This window comes from Rhizobium sp. N122 (assembly GCF_002211295.1).
Lineage (GTDB): Bacteria > Pseudomonadota > Alphaproteobacteria > Rhizobiales > Rhizobiaceae > Rhizobium.
In genome coordinates this window covers 299,044-318,445 of record NZ_LOKU01000001.1, presented here as the reverse complement: position 1 = coordinate 318,445, position 19,402 = coordinate 299,044, and the positions used below count along the sequence as shown (strand labels likewise).

The following is a 19,402-nucleotide window of genomic DNA, read 5'->3' as shown; positions in this document are numbered from 1 at the left end:
GACGATCAGGTTACGCCGATCGATCGTGGATGGAATGCGATTTATTGGGTTAATATTGTAATTATCCGGTGATTGCCGCTATGTTTAGTGGCAAGCGGAGGAGAGGCGTTGATGACGGACGGCGGTATTCATCATTATGCCAGGGGCGAATGGCATGCGCCGTCGCTGTCGCATCGACGCATCCGTCTTCAAAAGGGACTCTATGCCGATTTCTATCATTTCCTGCTGCTCGGGGAGGGGCGAGCCGAGCTTCATTTCGACAATGGCGAAGATCGGATATTGCAGGGGCCGCTGCTTGCCTTCCTGCCGCCGCAGGCCGGCTGCGACCTGTCGATTTTTGCCGGAACTGCGGCCCATCTCGTCGGAGCCTCGGCGCAGGTCATGGTCGACGCGATCGGCGACAAGGTGGAATCCTATTCGCTGCGCATCTTCACCGAGCAGCGCAAGCTGGTGGAGGCGACGGACCCCTTGCTGGTGGCCGAAATCAGTCCATTGATTTCGGGCTTCGTGCGGGAACTCGCCGATCCTTCCCGCTCCTCCTGGATGGTGGCGTCGGCCTATATGCGGCTGATCCTGATGACGCTATGGCGCGGTTCCGGCGGCGAGAGAAACGAGCCGCGCGGGCAGGGCGAAACCGGATCGATCCTGCAGCGATATCGGCAACTGGTCGAGGCCGGTTTCCGCCGGCATCGGCCGATCAGCGACTATGCCGCAGAACTGGGCGTCACCGCCGACCGGCTTCATGCGATCTGCCAGAGGGCGCTCGGCCGCTCGCCGATCCAGCTTCTGCATGAGCGGGTGGTGCAGGAGGCAAAGCTCAGATTGGAGCGCTCAGCCCGCAATATCCAGGAAATCTCCGACAGCCTCGGCTTTCGCGACCCGACCTATTTCAGTCATTTCTTCAAACGCAAGACCGGCCTTTCCCCCGCCGGCTACCGCGACATCGCCCGCGCCTCCGCCGGCTCGGAAAACAGCATGCTGTCCTCGGGTTATGCGGATTGGCCTTAGGCTCGGGGCTATTGGATCGCAAATCATGCTGATGTCGAATCCCAAGCCGCTATAGGACTACAATGCTCCGGCCAGGAGCAGTCGTTGACCCGGCGGGAAAAGAGTGACGGATTTGGGGCCGCTTGCTGCCTGTCCGTTCCCAGGACACCCAGCACGAAAAACGGACATTTGCGCTCGTGCCGTGGAGTCGGCCCGAAGTATGTATGCAGATTGGGAACCGACATCGATGCGAAAGCTGTCAATCTCTGATGTTAGGTAAGCCATCTGCACCCGTCTGGAGGGCATAGACAGCTTGCCGGTATGTGGGTAGACGATCAGGAGTTGGATCGTTCAATTTCAATCGTCCCCTCATCAAAGGCCAGGCTTGTGAATCGAAACGTCGACGCCGTCCTGCGCTATTGGCGCACTTCCTTGGCTGATGGAGCTTTGGGAGAGGGCAAGTTTAGCCAGCGGGATCGCCAACGGTTTATCGAACTCTCTGCCGAGACCCTTCGGAATGGCCTGCTACCGAAAAACTCAGTCAGCCAACTGTTCAAAGACCAGCCAAAGACGAAGGTTGTCGGTGTTCGGTTTTGGCCTCTGGTGGTGGCAAGGCGGTTATCACATGGTGCGGCGAGCGGAGATGGGCTTCCCGAACTGGTCGCACCCGTCGTTACCGAAGCGCTGGTCGACTTCCAGGGAACGATCTCGCCGCAACGCAACACAATTGCCCGAGACTTGCTGACGCCGTTACCTTCCGACGAATTCACCATCGGCGCTGTAGAAGCTCTGGACAGCTTTCTGACTGCGGAACCATTGCAGCCGGGCGACCGTTTGGATTGGGCAACCTACCTCGCGCATTGCCGCAAAATGGTGGATGCCGTAGCGAAAGGCTGGCCCGCCGGAGATCAACATTACATTCCCGCCGGCTTTGGTCTTTTAGAGCCGGCAGAAGACGCCTCGGCAACAGTGCGCAACATCTTGGATCTATACGATAAAATCCTAGCCGATCGTCCGAAGGCGCCGCTTCTCGACAAAATCGTCTCACCAGTCGAGCGATTGGTCACCGACACGACAGTCGAGACCGCACTTGCCCGCCGTCTAGGCCATTCCAATCCCCACTTCCCCTTGGCTGAGCAGCAGCGGCAGGTTCTGGCCTGGCTGGACGCTGCAGTTTCGGGCGATGTCATCGCCGTCAACGGTCCGCCGGGGACGGGTAAGACGACCCTCCTTCTGTCTGCTGTGGCAGGACTTTGGGTTCGCGCAGCGCTGAATGGCGGGGAGCCGCCTGTGATAGTGGCGACATCATCGAACAATCAAGCTGTTACGAACATTATTGACGCTTTTGGCAAGGATTTCGCCAAGGGCGACGGGGCGCTCGCTGGGCGTTGGCTACCGGGTATCGATAGCTTTGGCATATTTCTGCCTGCAAATTCTCGACGGCAAGAAGCAGCAGAAAAGTATCAAACCGAGGACTTCCAAACCCGGATGGAAACTGTCGACGGTTTTCTGGCAGCCAAAAATGCATGGCTAACCTCTGCCCGAGCCGCATTTCCTGACAGTCAGGGGGACGTAGCCGAATATGTCTCGGCAATTCAGGGAGCTATTGCCTGTCAGGTGGCAAAACTTGAAGAGGCTGACCGCAGCCTCGAACAACTATCTGTCGCGATGGGCAAAGCGCAGGCGCTTGGAGGCGACCCGGGAGCGGCTGAAGCACGTGCTCAGACAAGTGTCAGCGAGCGCGGCCTTGTGGTGGAAAGCATGCAACGCCACCGTGCGGCGTTCGATCGCCAACAGGCCCAAGAATCCAGCCTCTTGGCGTTGTTCAGTTTTATCCCCGTCATTGAACGCAAGCGCATTCTCAGGGCGCGCGTAACGCTGGGGGGACTTTCCGGGTTCGATGGCCTGCAGCGTATCTCTGAGATCGATCAACACCTAGCTCAGACGGTTCTAAAGGCTGAAACCGAGTACGCTTCGGCAAAGGAGGCATTAAGCGGCATCAGGAAGTTGATGGCCGAAATCGGGGCGGCCCAATCTGCTCGAAAACGGGCACTGATTTCACTCCACGGAGGGGATGGGCTGGAGGATAGGTTGGAAGATCGCATCGATCTATGCCAACGTTTCGAGCTTTTCCGATTGGCCACACATTATTGGGAAGGCCGCTGGCTCATGGCGATGGAGGCCGATCTGGCAGGAATTGTCGCCTCTGCCGCCAAACGAGGTCGATCGACGCTGGTTCCGCGCTGGCATCGGCGCATGATGCTGACACCATGTGCAGTGTCGACTTTCGCTAGCCTGCCTTCAAAGCTCTCTTACAGCCGCCGAGACGGAGGCGAGTGGGCCAATGAGTATCTTTACGACTTCATCGATCTGCTGATCATCGACGAGGCGGGTCAAGCCTTGCCCGAGGTTGCAGGTGCTGCCTTCGCTTTGGCAAAACGCGCCCTGGTCATCGGCGACACCAAGCAGATAGAGCCGATCTCAGCCGTGCCCCGCGCCGTCGACGTTGGGAATTTACGCGAGGCCGGTTTGCTCGAGGCGGATGCAGACATTCAAAACCTTGACGCCACGGGTCTTTGCAGCACGTCAGGCAGTGCGATGCGGCTGGCTCAACGGGCCTGTCAGGTTTCGCCTTGGACAGACCTGGAGCCGGGCCTGTGGTTGTTTGAGCACCGCCGTTGCCATGATGAGATAATAGAGTACAGCAATGCTCTTTGTTACAAGGGCAAGCTTCGCCCCCGTCGTGGGCCTGCGCCAAGCGATGCGCTTTTGCCGGCGATGGGATACATTCATGTCGACGGAAAGGCGGTCCGCGCGGGCAATAGCCGATCAAACCCCACTGAAGCTCAAACAATCGTGGCTTGGATTGCTGAAAACCGCAGGTCTTTGGAGGCGCGATACAATCGGCCGATAGAGCAAATCGTTGGCATTGTTACCCCTTTTGGCGCGCAGGTCCGTGAGATGCAGAGAGCTTGCTCCGCGCACAAGATCACTGTCTCGGGGCGAACAGGCATGACAATCGGAACTATCCACGCACTGCAAGGGGCTGAGCGTCCAGTGGTGATTTTCTCTCCGGTCTATTCCAAGCATGCCGACGGCGGTTTCATCGACGGCTCTCCCAGCATGTTGAACGTAACCGTGTCGCGCGCCAAAGACAGCTTTCTGCTGTTCGGAGACATGGATGTGCTTGCGAATGCGATACCTGGTTCGCCGCGTGCGTTGTTGTCGAGCTTCCTCGACCAACCCGGCCTGGAGCTAGGTTTCCAGCCGACGCCACGCGCCGATCTGCAGGAGAGCCAAGGACAGTTGCAAATCCTGCGAGACGCTGCAGAACACGACGCGTTTCTATTGAATGTCTTGTCTGCCGATGCGCGGCGCTACCTGATCGTCAGCCCTTGGATCAAACTGCGCACGATGAAGCGCACAGGTATATTGAAGGCCTTGGAGCTGGCTACTGCCCGGAGTGCTAAAATCGACATCTACGCCGACCCGTTGTTGAACGCGAACCTGACATCGAGCGGCACCAATCAAATGGATGAAGCTGCTCGGGCGTTGAAACAGATTGGTGTCACGCTGCACCGTCTTGAGAAGCTTCATAGCAAAATTGTCGCCGTGGATGATGACCTTCTCTGTGTGGGGTCGTTCAACTGGCTAAGTGCCGACCGAGAAGGGCAATATGCACGCCATGAGTCATCTTACATTTATCGTGGCAAGGATGTAGAGGCAGAAATCCGCGTTACAAAAGAAGATCTGAAACGGCGAACCAGCTAAATGATGGAATGACACAGTTGATCCGGCCACTGCATGTCTCCTTTTGGCGTACAGAGCAGCTGGCGCCGCCGCGAAGATGATGTCTGCTTTCAGGCGCGCAATAACGACCTCTATGACAAATGTGGAACCGCAATGCAGACGTTCAACTAACTGATATTTGATGATCGCTTCCGGTCGTTAGCAGAAACTGCTGAAGTTCACTTGACCTCGAGAGCAGAACAACCTCACGACAGGGCGAAGATTCTGACTTCCCTCCCGATACCCTGAAGTTCCGCCATCCGCGAGGCGGAGCTGATGCCGCTGTCGCGCAGGATCTCCGAGACATGGGCATCCCCGACGATTGCCTCCGTCGTCATGATCACATTGGGATCGGCGAGGCCCTGGACGCGGGAGGCGATGTTGACGGTCTGGCCGAAATAATCCTGCCGGTCGTTCAGGTTGACCGCCAGGCATGGTCCCTCATGAATGCCGATCTTCAGCAGAAGGTCATCGCTACCGTGTTCGGTATTGAGCCGAAGCATCGCCTCGCGCATCCTGAGGGCTGCCGCCACGGCGCGGTCCGGGCTCGGAAAGGTCGCCATCACGGCATCGCCGATGGTCTTGACGACGGCGCCTGCCTCCGTGGCGACGATCTCGTGCAGAACCCTGAAATGGGCCCGCACCAGATCGAAAGCGGCAAGATCTCCGACGCGCTCGTAAAGCGCGGTCGAGCCCCTGAGGTCAGTGAACAAAAAGGTCAGGCTGGTGATCTTGAGGCGCTGGTCGACGTCGAGCGTGTCGGTCCGATAGATGTCGCGGAAGCTCTGGTTGGTCAGCAGGCGCTTGGCCGTCAGAAAGGCTCGCCGGCGGCCCAGCAGATCGTGCAGCTCATCGCCGGCAATGCAGACATTCGGCACCACCCGGCGATCCGTGTGGTTCTCGAGGGTGAGCCGCAGCAGGCCGGGGCGCAGCGTCACGGTTTCATTCAGCGCATGCCCCCGGCTGATGACCATCGACAGGTTCTGGCGTTCGTCTGTGGGTTCGCCCTGCACGTCGATGAATTGCGCCGAGTGTGTGACCGCATCGAAGATGATGACGAATTGCGCCGGCAGTTTTAAGGAGACGAAAGCCTTCTCGCCCGGAGCCAGCTCGATCATCTCCAGCAGGATGCGATCGAATTTTGCTTCCAGGTCCTCCGGCAGATCGACACCGGAGCTGAAGAAGATCTGGCGGTAATATTCGAGCGGCGGCAAGCGATCCGGGTCGTGGGCGGCAATCCTGCGCACGCGCGGGCTGACCGTGAATGTGACCTCGACCATCTCGTCGAGGGTCGGCTCGTATCCGGCCGCGCAGAGCGCGCAATGATAGGTGTCCTGGACGACGCCTTTGAGGGTTGCACCGCTATCGAGGACGCCGCCGCATCCCGGGCATAGCACGTTCCAGGTCATCTCGAAGGCGCCGATGCGGGCTGCATGCAGAAACGCTGCGATGGTTTTCTCTTCATCGAGATGATGTTTGCCGGCGAAGGCGAGCGCATTGATGCGATTGAGATCGCGGTCGGCGCCATGCATGACCACGTTTTCGATACACTCGACCGTCTGCGGGTCAGCCGCCTGTCGCAGGGTGGCAAAAAGCACGTCCATTTCGCTCATGAGACAAGTCTCCGTGTGCAGAACCCACGGCGGACGACGCCTGGGCCGGGATCATAACACGGGAGTTTCCCAATAGAAATCTACAGGCTTGGACGCTGTTTTTTCCGAAGTGAAAGTGGGTTCAACCGCCCTTGTAAATCCGCTTCAGCGCCACCAGCAGCCCATCCATTTCATCAGCCGAAAACAGGTCGATGAAACGCTGTTCATGCGTGTCGATCAGCTTGCGCGCCCGCGCCAGCATCGCACGTCCGGTCTTCGTCAGATGCAGTTCCTGGCGCCGGCGGTCGGCCGCGGAAGGGCGGCGCTCGATGAAATCGCGGGCCGCCAGCCGGTTGACGAGGGCCATCATCGTTGCGCGGTCGGTGCCGAGCGTATTGGCAAGATCGATCTGCGATGCGCCCGGATTGCCGGCGATAAGTTCCATCACCGCAAGCTGCTTCTGCGTCAGCCCAAGCTCCTCCATGGTTTCGGCGAAGTCGCGATAGATCGCCACATGTGCCATGCGCAGGTGAAAACCTAGGAGATCGCCGAGCCGGCCGACGTCGAGCGGCGGCGTTGCGGAAGCCGCCTCTGCCTCAATTTCGTTCTGTGGTGGTTTTGCGGCCATCATTCGTCTCGCTTCGTTCAGGCGCCATAACCATCAAAATCAGCGGGTTAGTCAATATCTCCGTGCTTGCGGCAGCCGGGAAATTTCCCGCGCCGCCTTCGAGCACCCGGATTTGTCGAAAACAGCCTCTTGCATCTCATCGGAAAATGATATTAGTATGTGTTGCATACAAATTTGATGCCTGCGGCGGAGGAGCGGCGGGCATGGGAGGAGAAAATGGCGCATTCCTTTGCCGGAATGGCTTCGTTGGCGGATTGCGGGCTGGTGAAGGATGATCCGATCCTCTACCGCGCCCGCGTCGCACCGGACCGTCAGGCTCTGTTCGAGATCGCCACCGGCCGGCGGCTGACCTATGCCGAACTCGATGCGCGGATCGCGCGTTGCGCCGGCCTTTTGAGCGCGATGCTCGGGGTAGGGCGGGACGCAGCGCGTGTCGCCATGCTGGCGCGCAACTCGATCGACTCGATCGTGCTTGCCTTTGCCTGCCAGCGCGCCGGCGCCATCTACGTGCCGCTCAACTGGCGCCTCAACGCCGCCGAGCTTCGGCCGATTCTTGCCGATTGCGCACCGGCGCTCCTGGTCCACGACGAAGAGTTTTCGGCGGCAGTGACGAGCCTTGCCGACGTCGATCCCGAGATGATGGTGATCTCGACGGCAAGTGATCAGGGCGGGCTTGCCGCCCGGATCGAGGCGAGCCACGCGGTGAAGCCCGTGCCCGTCGATGCGGATCAGCCTTGCGTGCTACTCTATACGTCAGGCACGACGGGACAGCCGAAGGGCGTCGTCATCACCCGCCGCAACGCCTTCTTTGCCGCTATCAATTTTTCCTTCGTTGGCGAAATCGGGCCGGCATCCGTCGCGCTCTGCGACCTGCCGTTCTTCCATACGATCGGCCTGATCGCCGTGGCGCGCACCACATTGATGCTGGGCGGTACGCTCGTCATCTCGGACCGGTTCACGCCGGCGCGAACGCTTGCAGCCCTTGCCGACCTCAAATGCGCCATCACCCATTATTTCGCCGTGCCGCAGATCGCGCTCGCCTTGCGTGGCGATCCCGCCTTTAGCGCTGCGGCTCTTTCCGGCCTGCATGCGCTCTTTGTCGGCGGCGCGCCGCTGACGCAGGCCTTGATCGAGAGCTATCTCGGCGACGGCGTGGCGCTGGTCAACGGCTACGGCATGAGCGAGGCGGGAACGGTGCTGCACGTGCCGATCGACCGGCGCGCAGTGCAGGACAATCCCGGCAGCGTCGGTCTGCCGGCGCCGCTGCTCGACATTCGCATCGTCGGCGAGGATGGCCACGACGTCGGGGAAGGCGAGATCGGTGAACTCTGGCTGCGCGGGCCAGCAGTGACGCCGGGCTACTGGAACAAGCCCGAGGAAACCGCTGCCGCCTTCACCGACGGCTGGTACCGAACCGGCGACCTCGGCCAGCGCGAGGTAAACGGCTTCTATCGCATCGTCGACCGGCTGAAGGACATGTATATCAGCGGTGGCGAGAATGTTTACCCGGCCGAGGTCGAAGCCGCGCTCGCAGGCCATCCCGATATTCTCGACGTGGCGGTCGTCGGCATTCCCGACATCAAATGGGGCGAATGCGGCATTGCCTATATCGTGCGGCGGCCCGGTGCTGCGCTGACGGGTGAGGCGATCGCCGGCCATTGCGCCGCAAGGCTCGCCGCCTTCAAGCGCCCGGCGCGTATCCTCTTCGTCGAAACCATTCCCCGCACCGCCTCCGGCAAGGTGCAGAAGCATGTTCTGCGCCAGCTGCATTCCGACGAAACCCTTCAACGACAGGCCTGATGACGCGGCCCCGGCATTCAATGCCGAAACCAATGGAGTAGACCCATGACTGATATGAAATCGCCGGTTCTGGTCGAATTCGACAATGGCATTGCTTTCGTGACACTCAACCGTCCTGAAAAGCGTAATGCGATGAACCCAGCTCTGAACGCCCGGATGATGGACGTGCTCGATGAACTCGAGGGCGACGAGCGCTGCGGGGTCCTCGTCCTGCGCGGCGCCGGCGAGTCCTGGTCGGCCGGCATGGATCTGAAGGAATATTTCCGCGACAATGACGACAAACCGCGCGACGCGACGCTGAAGGCGCGGCGCCAATCCGGCGGCTGGTGGGGCCGGCTGATGTATTTCGAAAAGCCGACGATCGCCATGGTCAACGGCTGGTGCTTCGGCGGCGCCTTCACACCGCTGGTTTCCTGCGATCTCGCCATCGCCGCCGAGGAGGCGAATTTCGGCCTTTCCGAAATCAATTGGGGCATCCTGCCGGGCGGCAACGTCACCCGCGCGGTTGCCGAGGTGATGCGCCATCGCGACGCGCTTTATTACATTATGACCGGCGAATTGTTCGGTGGGCGCAAGGCCGCCGAAATGGGTCTCGTCAACGAGGCCGTGCCACTCGCCGAGCTTGAAACCCGGGTCCGCAAGATCTGCGCCAGCCTGCTCGAAAAGAACCCGGTGACGCTGAAGGCGGCCAAGGACACTTATAAGCGCGTGCGCAACCTGCCCTGGGATCTCGCCGACGACTACATCTACGCCAAGCTGGAGCAGATGCTGTTTCTCGACAAAACCAAGGGGCGCGACGAGGGGCTGAAGCAGTTCCTTGACGACAAGACCTATCAGCCGGGGCTCGGCGCCTATAAGCGCGGCCGCTGACGGAGGCCAGGCGTACCGGGCCGTTTCGTGGGCAATCATCGGGAGGAGGAAACCATGAAGATTCATGCCGCAGTGGCGCGTGCGCCGCATATGCCGTTTTCGCTGGAAAGCCTCGATCTGGAGGAGCCGCGCGAGGGGGAAATCCTGGTTCGCGTCGTCGCTACCGGGGTTTGCCACACCGATATCGTCATGCGCGACCAGCACCTGCCGGTGCCGCAGCCGGTCGTGCTCGGTCATGAAGGTGCAGGCATCGTCGAGCGTGTCGGGCCGGGCGTTGCGAAGGTGGCGCCCGGCGATCACGTGGTGATGACCTTCAATTCCTGCGGTCATTGCCCGAGCTGCAACGAGCACGAAGAGACCTATTGCCACGAATTCTTCCCGCGCAATTTCTTCGGTTCGCGCGCCGATGGTTCCTGCGGGCTCTCCTATAGGAGGGAGCGGGTGAACGGCAATATTTTCGGGCAATCCTCTTTCGCCAGCCACGCGCTCTGCCATGAGCGCAATATCGTCAAAGTGCCTGAAGATGCCGATCTGGCGCTGCTCGGGCCGCTCGCGTGCGGCATCCAGACCGGCGCCGGCGCGGTGATGAATGCGCTGAAGGTCGAACCCGGAAAAGTGCTTGCGGTTTTCGGCATGGGTTCGGTCGGTCTTGCCGCCGTGATGGCGGCGCGGATCGTCGGCGCTTCCAGGATCATCGCCGTCGACGTCAACGAGGCGCGGCTGTCGCTTGCCGCCGAACTCGGCGCGACCGATATCGTCGACGGCAAGGCGAACGATGCCGTTGCCGCGATCATGGCGCTGACCGGCGCCGGCGTCGATTATGCGATCGATGCTTCCGGCGTGCCTGCCGTCATCGATCAATGCGTGCGGGTGCTGGCGCCGCGCGGCACCTGCGGCATCGTCGGCGCCTCGCCGCACGGCGCGACGCTGACGCTCGATCTCACCCATATCCTCTCCGGCGGACGCCGGGTGCGCGGCATCGTCGAGGGCGATTCCAATCCCGACGTGCTGATCCCTCTGCTGATCGACCTTCACCGGCAGGGCCGCTTCCCCTTCGACAGGCTCATCACCTTCTATGATTTCGCCGACATCAACCAGGCTGTGGAGGATGCGGAAAAGGGCATCGTGCTGAAGCCGGTCGTGCGTCAGCCGGCCGTCTGACATCGTTCAAGGGAGGAAAGAATGAACACCGTCACCCCAATCGCCACCGATACCAGCCCCGATGCCATGAAGGCGCTGCTCGATCGCCAAAGGGCGTCCTTCCTGAAGGAAGGGCCACCTGATATCGACACCCGCATCGATCGCATCGACCGCGTCATCGCCCTTCTCGTCGACCGCAAGGATGCGATCGCCGCCGCATTATCGGAAGATTTCGGCAGCCGCAGTGTCGAGGCAAGCCTGCTGCTCGACGTCTTCACCTGCGTCGGTTCACTCAAATACGCCAAGGCCCATCTCGCCGAATGGCTGAAGCCCGAAGAGCACGAGGCGCTATTCCCGGATGCGGTCGCCAAGGTGGTCTATCAGCCGAAGGGCGTTGTCGGCATTCTCAGCCCCTGGAATTTTCCCTATCAGCTCGCCTTGGCGCCGCTTGCCGGCATTCTGGCTGCCGGCAACCGCGCCATGATCAAGCCGTCGGAGGTGACGCCGGCTTCGTCAGCACTGATGGCGGAACTGATCGCTGGGGCCTTCGACGAGACGGAAATCGCCGTCGTCCAGGGCGGGCCGGCCACGGGCACGGCCTTTACATCACTTGCCTTCGACCACCTGATCTTTACCGGCGGCACCGCGATCGCCCATCACGTCATGCGCGCGGCGGCGGAAAACCTGACGCCGTTGACACTCGAGCTCGGCGGCAAATCGCCCGTCGTCATCGGCCGCTCGGCCGATCTCGCAGACGCGGCGCGCCGCGTCATGACCGTCAAGACTCTGAACGCCGGTCAGATCTGCCTGGCGCCGGACTATGTCTATGTGCCGGAGGAAAGTGTCGAGGCCTTTGCCGAGTACGCGGTGGCGGCGGTCGGCGCGATGTATCCGGGATTGAAGGAAAATCCTGATTACACCTCGATCGTCAATGGCCGCCATCATGCCCGCGTCCAGGGCCTGATCGACGACGCCAGGGCCAAGGGCGCCCGCGTCGTCGAGATCAACCCGGCGGCGGAGAATTTCTCTCAGCAATCGGCCCATCGCATGCCGCCAACCCTGATCCTCGATCCCACCGAAGACATGCGCGTGCTGCGGGAGGAAATCTTCGGGCCGGTGCTGCCGGTCATTGCCTATCGCGATATTGCCGACGTCGTCGACCGCATCAATGCCAAGCCGCGCCCGCTCGCTCTCTATTATTTCAGCCAGGATGGTGACGAGGAGCGCCGCGTCCTCGACAATACGACCTCCGGCGGGGTGACGGTCAACGACTGCATGAGCCACGTCACGGCGGAAGGCCTGCCCTTCGGCGGCGTCGGCCATTCCGGCATGGGTGCCTATCACGGCAAGTTCGGCTTCCTGACCTTCTCGCATCCACGTGCCGTCTACCACCAGAGCAAGATGGTGGAAGCGGAGTATATGATGCGGCCGCCCTTCGGCGAGGCGATGCGCGGCTTCCTGGCCGCGGCGATTTGCAAGTAACGGAGAACCTGCCCGGCGGGCGACGCCTGGCCCCTTGTTCGAACGCGAAGCGTCCGCGAATTTCGGCGGACCGGCAGCGGAACGCACTGCAACTATCGGCAGCTGCGAGCCTTTTGATCGCGCAATAATAGTCTGATTGCGCAGGCATATCCGAATAACGCATTATTGCGCCGTCGCAAAACACGTCCAGACGAAGAGGAGGGCGGTTGTTAAGCATGCCTTATAACAGGCGTGTCAGCCTGGCCTGGTCGATACTCCATGCCGCCCCATGCGTTCGGTTTAACCAAGCCCAAACCAGTTTCGCCTATGATGAGTTCGTTACATGTATTGGAAGGTGGATCCAGCGCGGTGAATGGCAATTGGACGCAATTCGGTGGCAACCTTTCCTTTGTGTGCCTGGCAATCTCGCTCTGGGCGCTTTTTTCGATCCAATTTCAGCGCCGGTCCTTCCGGCAGGAAAAAATCGCCTTCGGGATCATAGCCGGCGGCGCCTCCATCGGCTCGATATTGCTGGCCGTTGAATTTCATCCCGGCATCTATATCGACCTGCGCTTTTCACCGCTTGCATTGGCCGGCATGTTCGGAGGGCCGATCGCCGCGGCCTTTGCCGCAGTTCTGGCGATGGCCTTTCGTTTCGTCGTCGGCGGCACGGCGATGGTCGACGGGATCATCACCATGGCCGTCGCCACCGGCATCGGTTTTGCCGGTCATGTCTGGACCCGCAAGAGATCGCCGGGGCTCATGGACGTTGCGCTGCTGAGCCTCGCCCTTGGCGTGGCATTGGTCCTGTCGATGGCTCTGCTGCCGACCTTGGTGAATGCTCATGTGCTCGCCGGCGTTGGGTTTCCCCTGACCGCATCGAATTGCCTGGCGACTGTTCTCGGCGGTTTCGTTCTCCTGAAGACCCAGCAATGGCAGCTGGAACGTAGCATATTGGTGACCGCGTTTTCGCAGTCGCCAGATTATCTCTATGTGAAGGACCGAAACAGCCGGTTCATCACCGTCAATGAAAACATGACCCGCCTCTTCCGTTTCAGGACGACGGCGGAGATGACCGGATTGTCGGATTTCAATCTGATGTCGCGGCCGCTCGCCGAGGAATTATATTATCTCGAGCAGCAGGTGATAGACACCGGCGTACCGCTGATCGATTCCACCGAGTATATCGAGGGCAGATTCCTGCTCGCTTCCAAGGTTCCGCTGCGGAACAAGCAGGGGCGGGTGATCGGCCTTGCCGGCGTAACGCGCGATGTCACGGAACGCACCGCCCTGGAGCGGGAATTGCGCGAAAGCAAGAACCTGCTCTCGCATGCGATGGCCGGCATGTCCGATGGCATCGCCATGTACGACAGCAAGGGCTTTATCCTCTTCTGCAACGATCAGTATCGCGATGCGTTCCCGCTCTCCGGAGAGGCCCGCGTGGTCGGCGCCCATATCAGCGACATCCTGCGCCGCGTCGTCGAAACCGGCGAGCGGCCCGGTATCCCGGAAGGGGATGTGGAAGAGTGGATCAAGGTCGCCACGGCTTCGCTGCACAGCAACAAGGACGAAGAGGTTCAGCTTCACAACGGCGACTGGCGCAGCATCCGGACACGGCTTGCCGAGGACGGCACGGCGATGGCCGTCGTTTCCGACATTACGGCGACGAAGCAGGCGGAAATCGCCCTCAGGCTGTCGGCCGAGCAGTTGAAGAGCCTTGCCGAGACCGACGGGTTGACCGGCATGGTCAACCGCCGCGCTTTCGACGAAGCTTTCGCCCGCGAGACCGCGGGCAGCGCCAGGAGGAATACGCCGTTCAGCCTGCTGATGGTCGATATCGACCGCTTCAAGGCCTATAATGATACCTATGGTCATCCTGCCGGAGACCAATGCCTGCGGGTCGTCAGCAAATGTCTGCGCCAATCCGTCAGCCGGCCGGCGGATATCGTCGCCCGTTATGGCGGCGAGGAATTCGTGGTGTTCTTGCCCGATACCAGCGCCAAAGGCGCGATGATCGTCGCCGAACAATTCGCCCGGCGCCTGGCCAAGGAGAATATCGCGCATTCCGGCAGCGAATTTGCCCGGGTGACGGCGAGCATCGGCATCTCCTGTGCAACCGGCGCCGTTCTGCGGACCAACCCGAACCGCCTGCTGACCGAGGCCGACGCGGCGCTCTATGACGCCAAGACCCAGGGCCGCAATCGCATTCTGGCGCATTCGCCCAATGGTGAACGGCATCCTACAAAGGAAGCCGGTTAAATCGCGGCCTTTCTTCGATAGTTTTTTTCTATCAAACCATCGCGCCTATGGCCTTGATGTTTTCCGCGCTTCGACAATAAGGGCGCATGGACACAAAATTCATTGGCAAGAAATCGGCGGCTGCCGGCGGCTGGGGCGCTTTGAAGAGCTGCGGCAAGCAATTGCTGCAAAGTGGCATGCCGATCTCGGGCGCGCGCACCATGCTGAAGGCGAACCAGCCTGATGGTTTCGATTGCCCGGGCTGCGCCTGGGGTGACCCGGAACACGGATCGTCGTTCGAGTTCTGCGAGAACGGTGTGAAGGCGGTTGCCTGGGAGACGACGGAGAAGCGGGCAACGCCCGCCTTCTTCGCCGAGAATACGGTGTCGGAGCTTCGCCGGCTGACGGATTATGAACTCGAACTCAACGGCCGCCTGACACATCCGATGCGTTACGATGCGGCGAGCGATCGCTATCTGCCGGTTTCGTGGGAGGATGCCTTTGCCGAAATCGGCGGCATTCTGAAGGGCCTCGATACCCCCAACCGGGCGGAATTCTACACCTCGGGCCGGGCCAGCAACGAAGCCGCCTACCTCTACCAGCTGTTCGTGCGCGTCTACGGCACCAATAATTTTCCCGATTGCTCCAACATGTGCCACGAAGCAAGCGGCATCGCCATGCGCCAGGCCGTCGGCGTCGGCAAGGGCACGGTGCTTCTGGAGGATTTCGAAGAGGCCGACGCGATCTTCGTGATCGGGCAGAACCCGGGCACCAACCATCCGCGAATGCTCGGCGACCTGCGCCGCGCGGCGATCCGCGGCGCGCGCATCGTCGTCTTCAACCCGATCCGTGAGCGCGGCCTGGAGCGCTTCTCCGATCCGCAGGACAAGATCGAGATGCTGTGCGGCGGTTCGACCGAGATCGCCAGCCTTTATCTGCAGCCGCAGCTCGGCGGCGACATGGCCGCGCTGCGCGGAATGGCCAAGGCCGTGCTGGCTAGGGAAGACAGAGCCGTCGCCGCCGGTCAGCCCGCCGTTCTCGACCACGCATTTCTGACCGAACATTGCGCGGATTTTCAGGCGTATCGGGCAGCGGTCGAGGCCACAGGCTGGACTGAGATCGAGGACCAGTCGGGACTGAGCCGGGAAGAGATCGAACGGGCGGCCGATGTCTATATTAACGCCGAGCGCGTCATCTGCACCTGGGCGATGGGTGTCACCCAGCATCTGCATTCGGTCGCGACGATTCGCGAGATCGCCAACTTCATGTTCCTGCGCGGCAATATCGGCAAACCGGGCGCCGGCCTTTGCCCGGTGCGCGGCCATTCCAACGTTCAGGGCGACCGTACCGTCGGCATCAACGAAAAGCCGGAGGACGATTTCCTCGATGCGCTGGAGAAACACTTCCGCTTCGCCGTTCCCCGCGAACATGGCCATAATGTTCTGGCCGCGATCGGCGCGATGCTCGACGGCTCGGCCGAGGCATTCATCGGGCTCGGCGGCAATTTCGCCCGCGCCACGCCCGATAGTGCCCTCGTCGAAAAGGCGCTTCGGCAGCTGAAGCTGACAGTCAACATCGCGACCAAACCCAATCATTCGCATCTGATGCCGGGCGAAGCCGCCTTCATCCTGCCCTGCCTCGGACGCACCGAAATGGACCTCAACGAAGCGGGCAATTCCCAGCTTGTCAGCGTCGAGGATTCGATGAGCATGGTGCATGGCTCCGCCGGTATCAATCGTCCGGCCTCGCCGCATCTTCTCTCTGAAGTCGCCATCATCGCCGGCATTGCGGAAGCGACGGTCGGTTCCGCCGTGGTCGGTTGGGCGGCGCTCGCCGACGACTACGACCTTATCCGCGATCATATCGCGGCGACCATTCCGGGCTTCGAGAACTACAACGCGCGCCTGCGCAAGCCGCGCGGTTTCCACCTGCGCAACGCAGCAAGCCATCGGGAGTGGGACACACCGACAGGCAAGGCGTCATTTTCGTCCGAGGCGCTTCCCGACGAGACGGTGCATCAGCGGGCGCGAAAGGGCGGGGGACGTCGTTTCGCCCTGCAGACATTCCGGTCCCATGATCAATACAATACGACGGTCTACGGTCTCGATGACCGATATCGCGGTGTCTACGGAGAGCGGCAGGTCATTTTCATTCATCCCGACGATCTGAAGGCGATGAATGCCGCGGCCGGTGACCGCATCGACGTGGTCGGCGAGCATGATGACGGCATCGACCGCATCGCGGAGAATTTCCGTCTGGTGCCCTATGACATTCCGAGGGGCAGCATCGCCGGTTATTATCCGGAGCTAAACGTGCTGGTGCCGCTCGGCAGCGCCGGCAAGGAAAGCGATACGCCCACCTCGAAATCGATCATGGTATCGTTGCGCGGGCGAAACGCCGCGTGAGCGAAGAGCCATCCGAGGTCGATCGGTTTCTCGCCCTTGTCGCTGCAGCGCAAGAGGGGGACGCCAGCCTGACAGCCATGCAGGCCGCTCTCCTCGTTGCCGCCAAACTCGACATTGCGCGTGACAGCCGCTCCTTTGCCCGCACGCTCGGGATCGCGCATTCCCTCGTGCTGCGGGAGCTCAACGCGCTGGCGGAACGGGAAGGCGTGCTTGAGATCGTCAAGCGGGATCCGAGGACGATGAGAGTGCACTTCACATTGCCGCCGTGTTCTTCGCGATAACCCGGCTATATACGGCAGACGCGCTTCCTGGTGTCGGAAGGATATTCTCCATAGGTCGATTTGTAGACCGCTGAGAATCGTCCGAAATGAAAGAAGCCCCATTTGAGACAGATGCCTTTCATGGTTTCCTTGCTCTCGGGATCGAGAAGGTCTTGCCGCGCCGAGCGCAAGCGGAGCGTCAGCAGATAGGCGGCGGGTGAAGTGCCTCTGAAGGCGCGAAAACCGGTTTCGAGCGCCCGGCTGGAGACGCCGGCCGCTTCGGCCACCTTCGGCATGGTGATCGGCTGATCGATATTGGCCTGCATGAAATCGATCGCCTTGCGGACATGCCGGGGAGCGATGAGGGCAGGCCCCTTTTCGAGGAAGTGCGACAGCCGGTTCGGCACCATGCGCACCACAAGATCGGCCAGCGCCTGGGTCATATGTGCCATGGCGATCGGCGACTGCAGCAAGGGGCCGTTGTCGCGCATGCCGATGGCGATCGTCTCCGTCAGGTTGCCGATCGTCCGGCCGACCGGCGTCGACAGATCCAGTTCCGGCAGCAGATCGAGAGACCCGCTGAACGGTATTTCGAACGTCTGGCCGATCGTCTGGAGGATCACCGACCAGTTGATCAGCAATTCGTCGATGACATTCGACTGGCCGTGCATGATGACGCTGTCTGGCTCGAAATTGTTATAGAGAAGCAATTTCCCTTGCCCCGCCTCGGCGATGCGGGATCCATAGGTCACCCCCATGCCGCCGCTGCGCGGCACGACAACCGACAGATACTCCGCCGTATCGACGGTCGGCTCGATGTTGAACTGAAACTCCGCCTCGTGATAACCGGTGAGCAGGACAGCGCTGTCACTTGCGGAGAAATCCAGCCCCCAGTGGAAGTCCTGAGAGCGACCGACAGGCTCGGCATCGAATGCGCCGAAGGCGCCCCCGAGCGTTTCGACCATGTTGTCGAAGGACGAACCGCGAAACCGGAACGAGAATGGCTGAGGACTATTTTCGGACATGCTGTTCCCCCTGTTCAGTGTGGCGGCGATGACCTGCCCTTCTCAATTGTTCGCTCCCGTCGCGACGCGCGCTCCGGGCTGCCGGATTGATGTGCGTACCTCTTTCGGCCCCGCCGATAGTCATGATCATCATCTCCCCGCCAGTCAGTGCTTGCGGGCAGGATTAATGGGCGAAACTTGGCTATATCCTAGCCGATCGAGGCCTGGAGCGCAGCAGGCAGCGGCGGAGCAGGTCGATCTCCGCGCGGTATCGGCAGTGGGATCAGCACTTTGCGCAAGCCGATAAAGGCCGCCGAATTCGGGCGTTGCAGGCGTCAAAAAAACCGACCCATTGAATGCATTATCGACAGTCCCCATCCCATCGGTTTTCGCAACCTGAGGGCAGGAACTGGCAGAACTCGCAACAATAGGCAAGCGTTCGCGCCACCGGCTATCGGTGATAAAACGATTACGCAGAGGGGCAAAATTATGGGGTGTATCCGTGATGCCACGAACGGCTCACGCGGCGATCCTGCCGAGATACGCGTCATCATCTGAAGCTGTGGAGAATATCCGGATCCAGCATCAGCGCAGTCGCCTGCCGAAGGTTTATAGTGGACCGCTTATAGCCTTCGGCAGGCAGACAGGCATGCAGGCATACGCACGGGATGGGGTGCGTATGTACGGTCCCTTCCATCCTTTTGGGGGTGATGGATGAACGGGCTTGGCTTGAGGACCGCAAACCATCATGGCCTTGGTCGAGAATCATCTTATTGCTCCGTGGCCATCGAGCAATTGCCGGCCTCCGATAAAGTCGGCCCCGGAGCTTTTCGCGACGCAGTCTGGACTGGGTTTGCGCAATATGTATAGGAAGGCGCTGGCCGGAGGCATGGTTTCGCCGCAGCTTGCGCAAAGTGGATAGAGATCTTGAATGTCTCGTTTGGCAAGCAGGAAGAGCTTGCTCGGGACGCAATGCCAATGCGGCCCGTCTCCCTCCATGGAAGGCATGGGCGCTCGGCATGGGGGCGGCGCGGTCTCCGACCTCTATGGCGATACGCTGCGAGCGCAATTCCTGCCCAGCCAATGTTGTGACCGGGCAGGCCTCACGAAGCCACCTGAAATCAAGCGTCTTCGCGGTTCGGCGGCAGCCGGGGTGCTCGGTGCCGCCAGCGGAACGGAAAGACGGCCGCATTAGAGCAGGATGATTTTAGGCCCGGTCGGCCTAAAA

The 19,402-nt window shown here is 60.8% G+C and carries 12 protein-coding genes; 9 read left to right on the top strand and 3 right to left on the bottom strand.

The features are described from left to right. Positions 1–108: 108 nt before the first annotated feature. Positions 109–1,008, top strand: a complete 900-nt coding sequence (locus ATY75_RS01390; RefSeq protein ID WP_088936152.1) for an AraC family transcriptional regulator — start codon at positions 109–111, stop codon at positions 1,006–1,008. 300 nt (positions 1,009–1,308) lie between these two features. Beyond that, positions 1,309–4,758 carry an AAA domain-containing protein gene (locus ATY75_RS01385; RefSeq protein WP_088936151.1) on the top strand — a complete coding sequence of 1,150 codons (3,450 nt, stop codon included), beginning with the start codon at positions 1,309–1,311 and terminating at the stop codon, positions 4,756–4,758. A 224-nt stretch (positions 4,759–4,982) separates the two neighbouring features. Here the strand turns inward: ATY75_RS01385 and ATY75_RS01380 are convergent, their stop codons facing one another. Next, the gene (locus ATY75_RS01380) at positions 4,983–6,389 is read right to left on the bottom strand and encodes an adenylate/guanylate cyclase domain-containing protein (RefSeq protein ID WP_088936150.1); all 1,407 of its coding nucleotides are present in this window, start codon (positions 6,387–6,389) and stop codon (positions 4,983–4,985) included. Positions 6,390–6,510: 121 nt separating this feature from the next. After that, complete coding sequence (locus tag ATY75_RS01375; protein ID WP_088936149.1) at positions 6,511–6,996, bottom strand: MarR family transcriptional regulator; 486 nt, start codon at positions 6,994–6,996, stop codon at positions 6,511–6,513. Positions 6,997–7,212: 216 nt separating this feature from the next. Here ATY75_RS01375 and ATY75_RS01370 point away from each other — a divergent pair, with 216 nt between their 5' ends. The 7 genes from ATY75_RS01370 to ATY75_RS01340 all read left to right on the top strand — a co-directional run bounded on the left by ATY75_RS01370 (position 7,213) and on the right by ATY75_RS01340 (position 17,191). After that, positions 7,213–8,796, top strand: a complete 1,584-nt coding sequence (locus ATY75_RS01370) for an AMP-binding protein (protein ID WP_088936148.1) — start codon at positions 7,213–7,215, stop codon at positions 8,794–8,796. 45 nt (positions 8,797–8,841) lie between these two features. Continuing rightward, complete coding sequence (locus ATY75_RS01365; RefSeq protein WP_064844721.1) at positions 8,842–9,666, top strand: p-hydroxycinnamoyl CoA hydratase/lyase; 825 nt, start codon at positions 8,842–8,844, stop codon at positions 9,664–9,666. 54 nt (positions 9,667–9,720) lie between these two features. After that, positions 9,721–10,827 carry an NAD(P)-dependent alcohol dehydrogenase gene (locus tag ATY75_RS01360; protein WP_088936147.1) on the top strand — a complete coding sequence of 369 codons (1,107 nt, stop codon included), beginning with the start codon at positions 9,721–9,723 and terminating at the stop codon, positions 10,825–10,827. Between the two features lie 21 nt (positions 10,828–10,848). Further along, positions 10,849–12,288: a coniferyl aldehyde dehydrogenase gene (locus ATY75_RS01355; RefSeq protein ID WP_088936146.1), complete on the top strand. Its 1,440-nt coding sequence runs from the start codon at positions 10,849–10,851 to the stop codon at positions 12,286–12,288. 306 nt (positions 12,289–12,594) lie between these two features. Beyond that, a complete protein-coding gene (locus ATY75_RS01350) occupies positions 12,595–14,526 on the top strand; it encodes a diguanylate cyclase (protein WP_088936145.1) in 1,932 nt (643 codons plus the stop codon). Between the two features lie 86 nt (positions 14,527–14,612). Beyond that, positions 14,613–16,910, top strand: coding sequence for an FdhF/YdeP family oxidoreductase (locus tag ATY75_RS01345; protein WP_088936144.1), 2,298 nt, complete (start codon positions 14,613–14,615; stop codon positions 16,908–16,910). Continuing rightward, positions 16,907–17,191, top strand: a complete 285-nt coding sequence (locus ATY75_RS01340) for a hypothetical protein (protein ID WP_088936143.1) — start codon at positions 16,907–16,909, stop codon at positions 17,189–17,191. The genes ATY75_RS01345 and ATY75_RS01340 overlap by 4 nt, the downstream gene beginning before the upstream one ends. 5 nt (positions 17,192–17,196) lie before the next feature. Here the strand turns inward: ATY75_RS01340 and ATY75_RS01335 are convergent, their stop codons facing one another. Beyond that, entirely contained in the window at positions 17,197–18,195 is a 999-nt protein-coding gene (locus tag ATY75_RS01335) for an AraC family transcriptional regulator (RefSeq protein ID WP_088936142.1), read from the bottom strand. Positions 18,196–19,402: the final 1,207 nt, after the last annotated feature.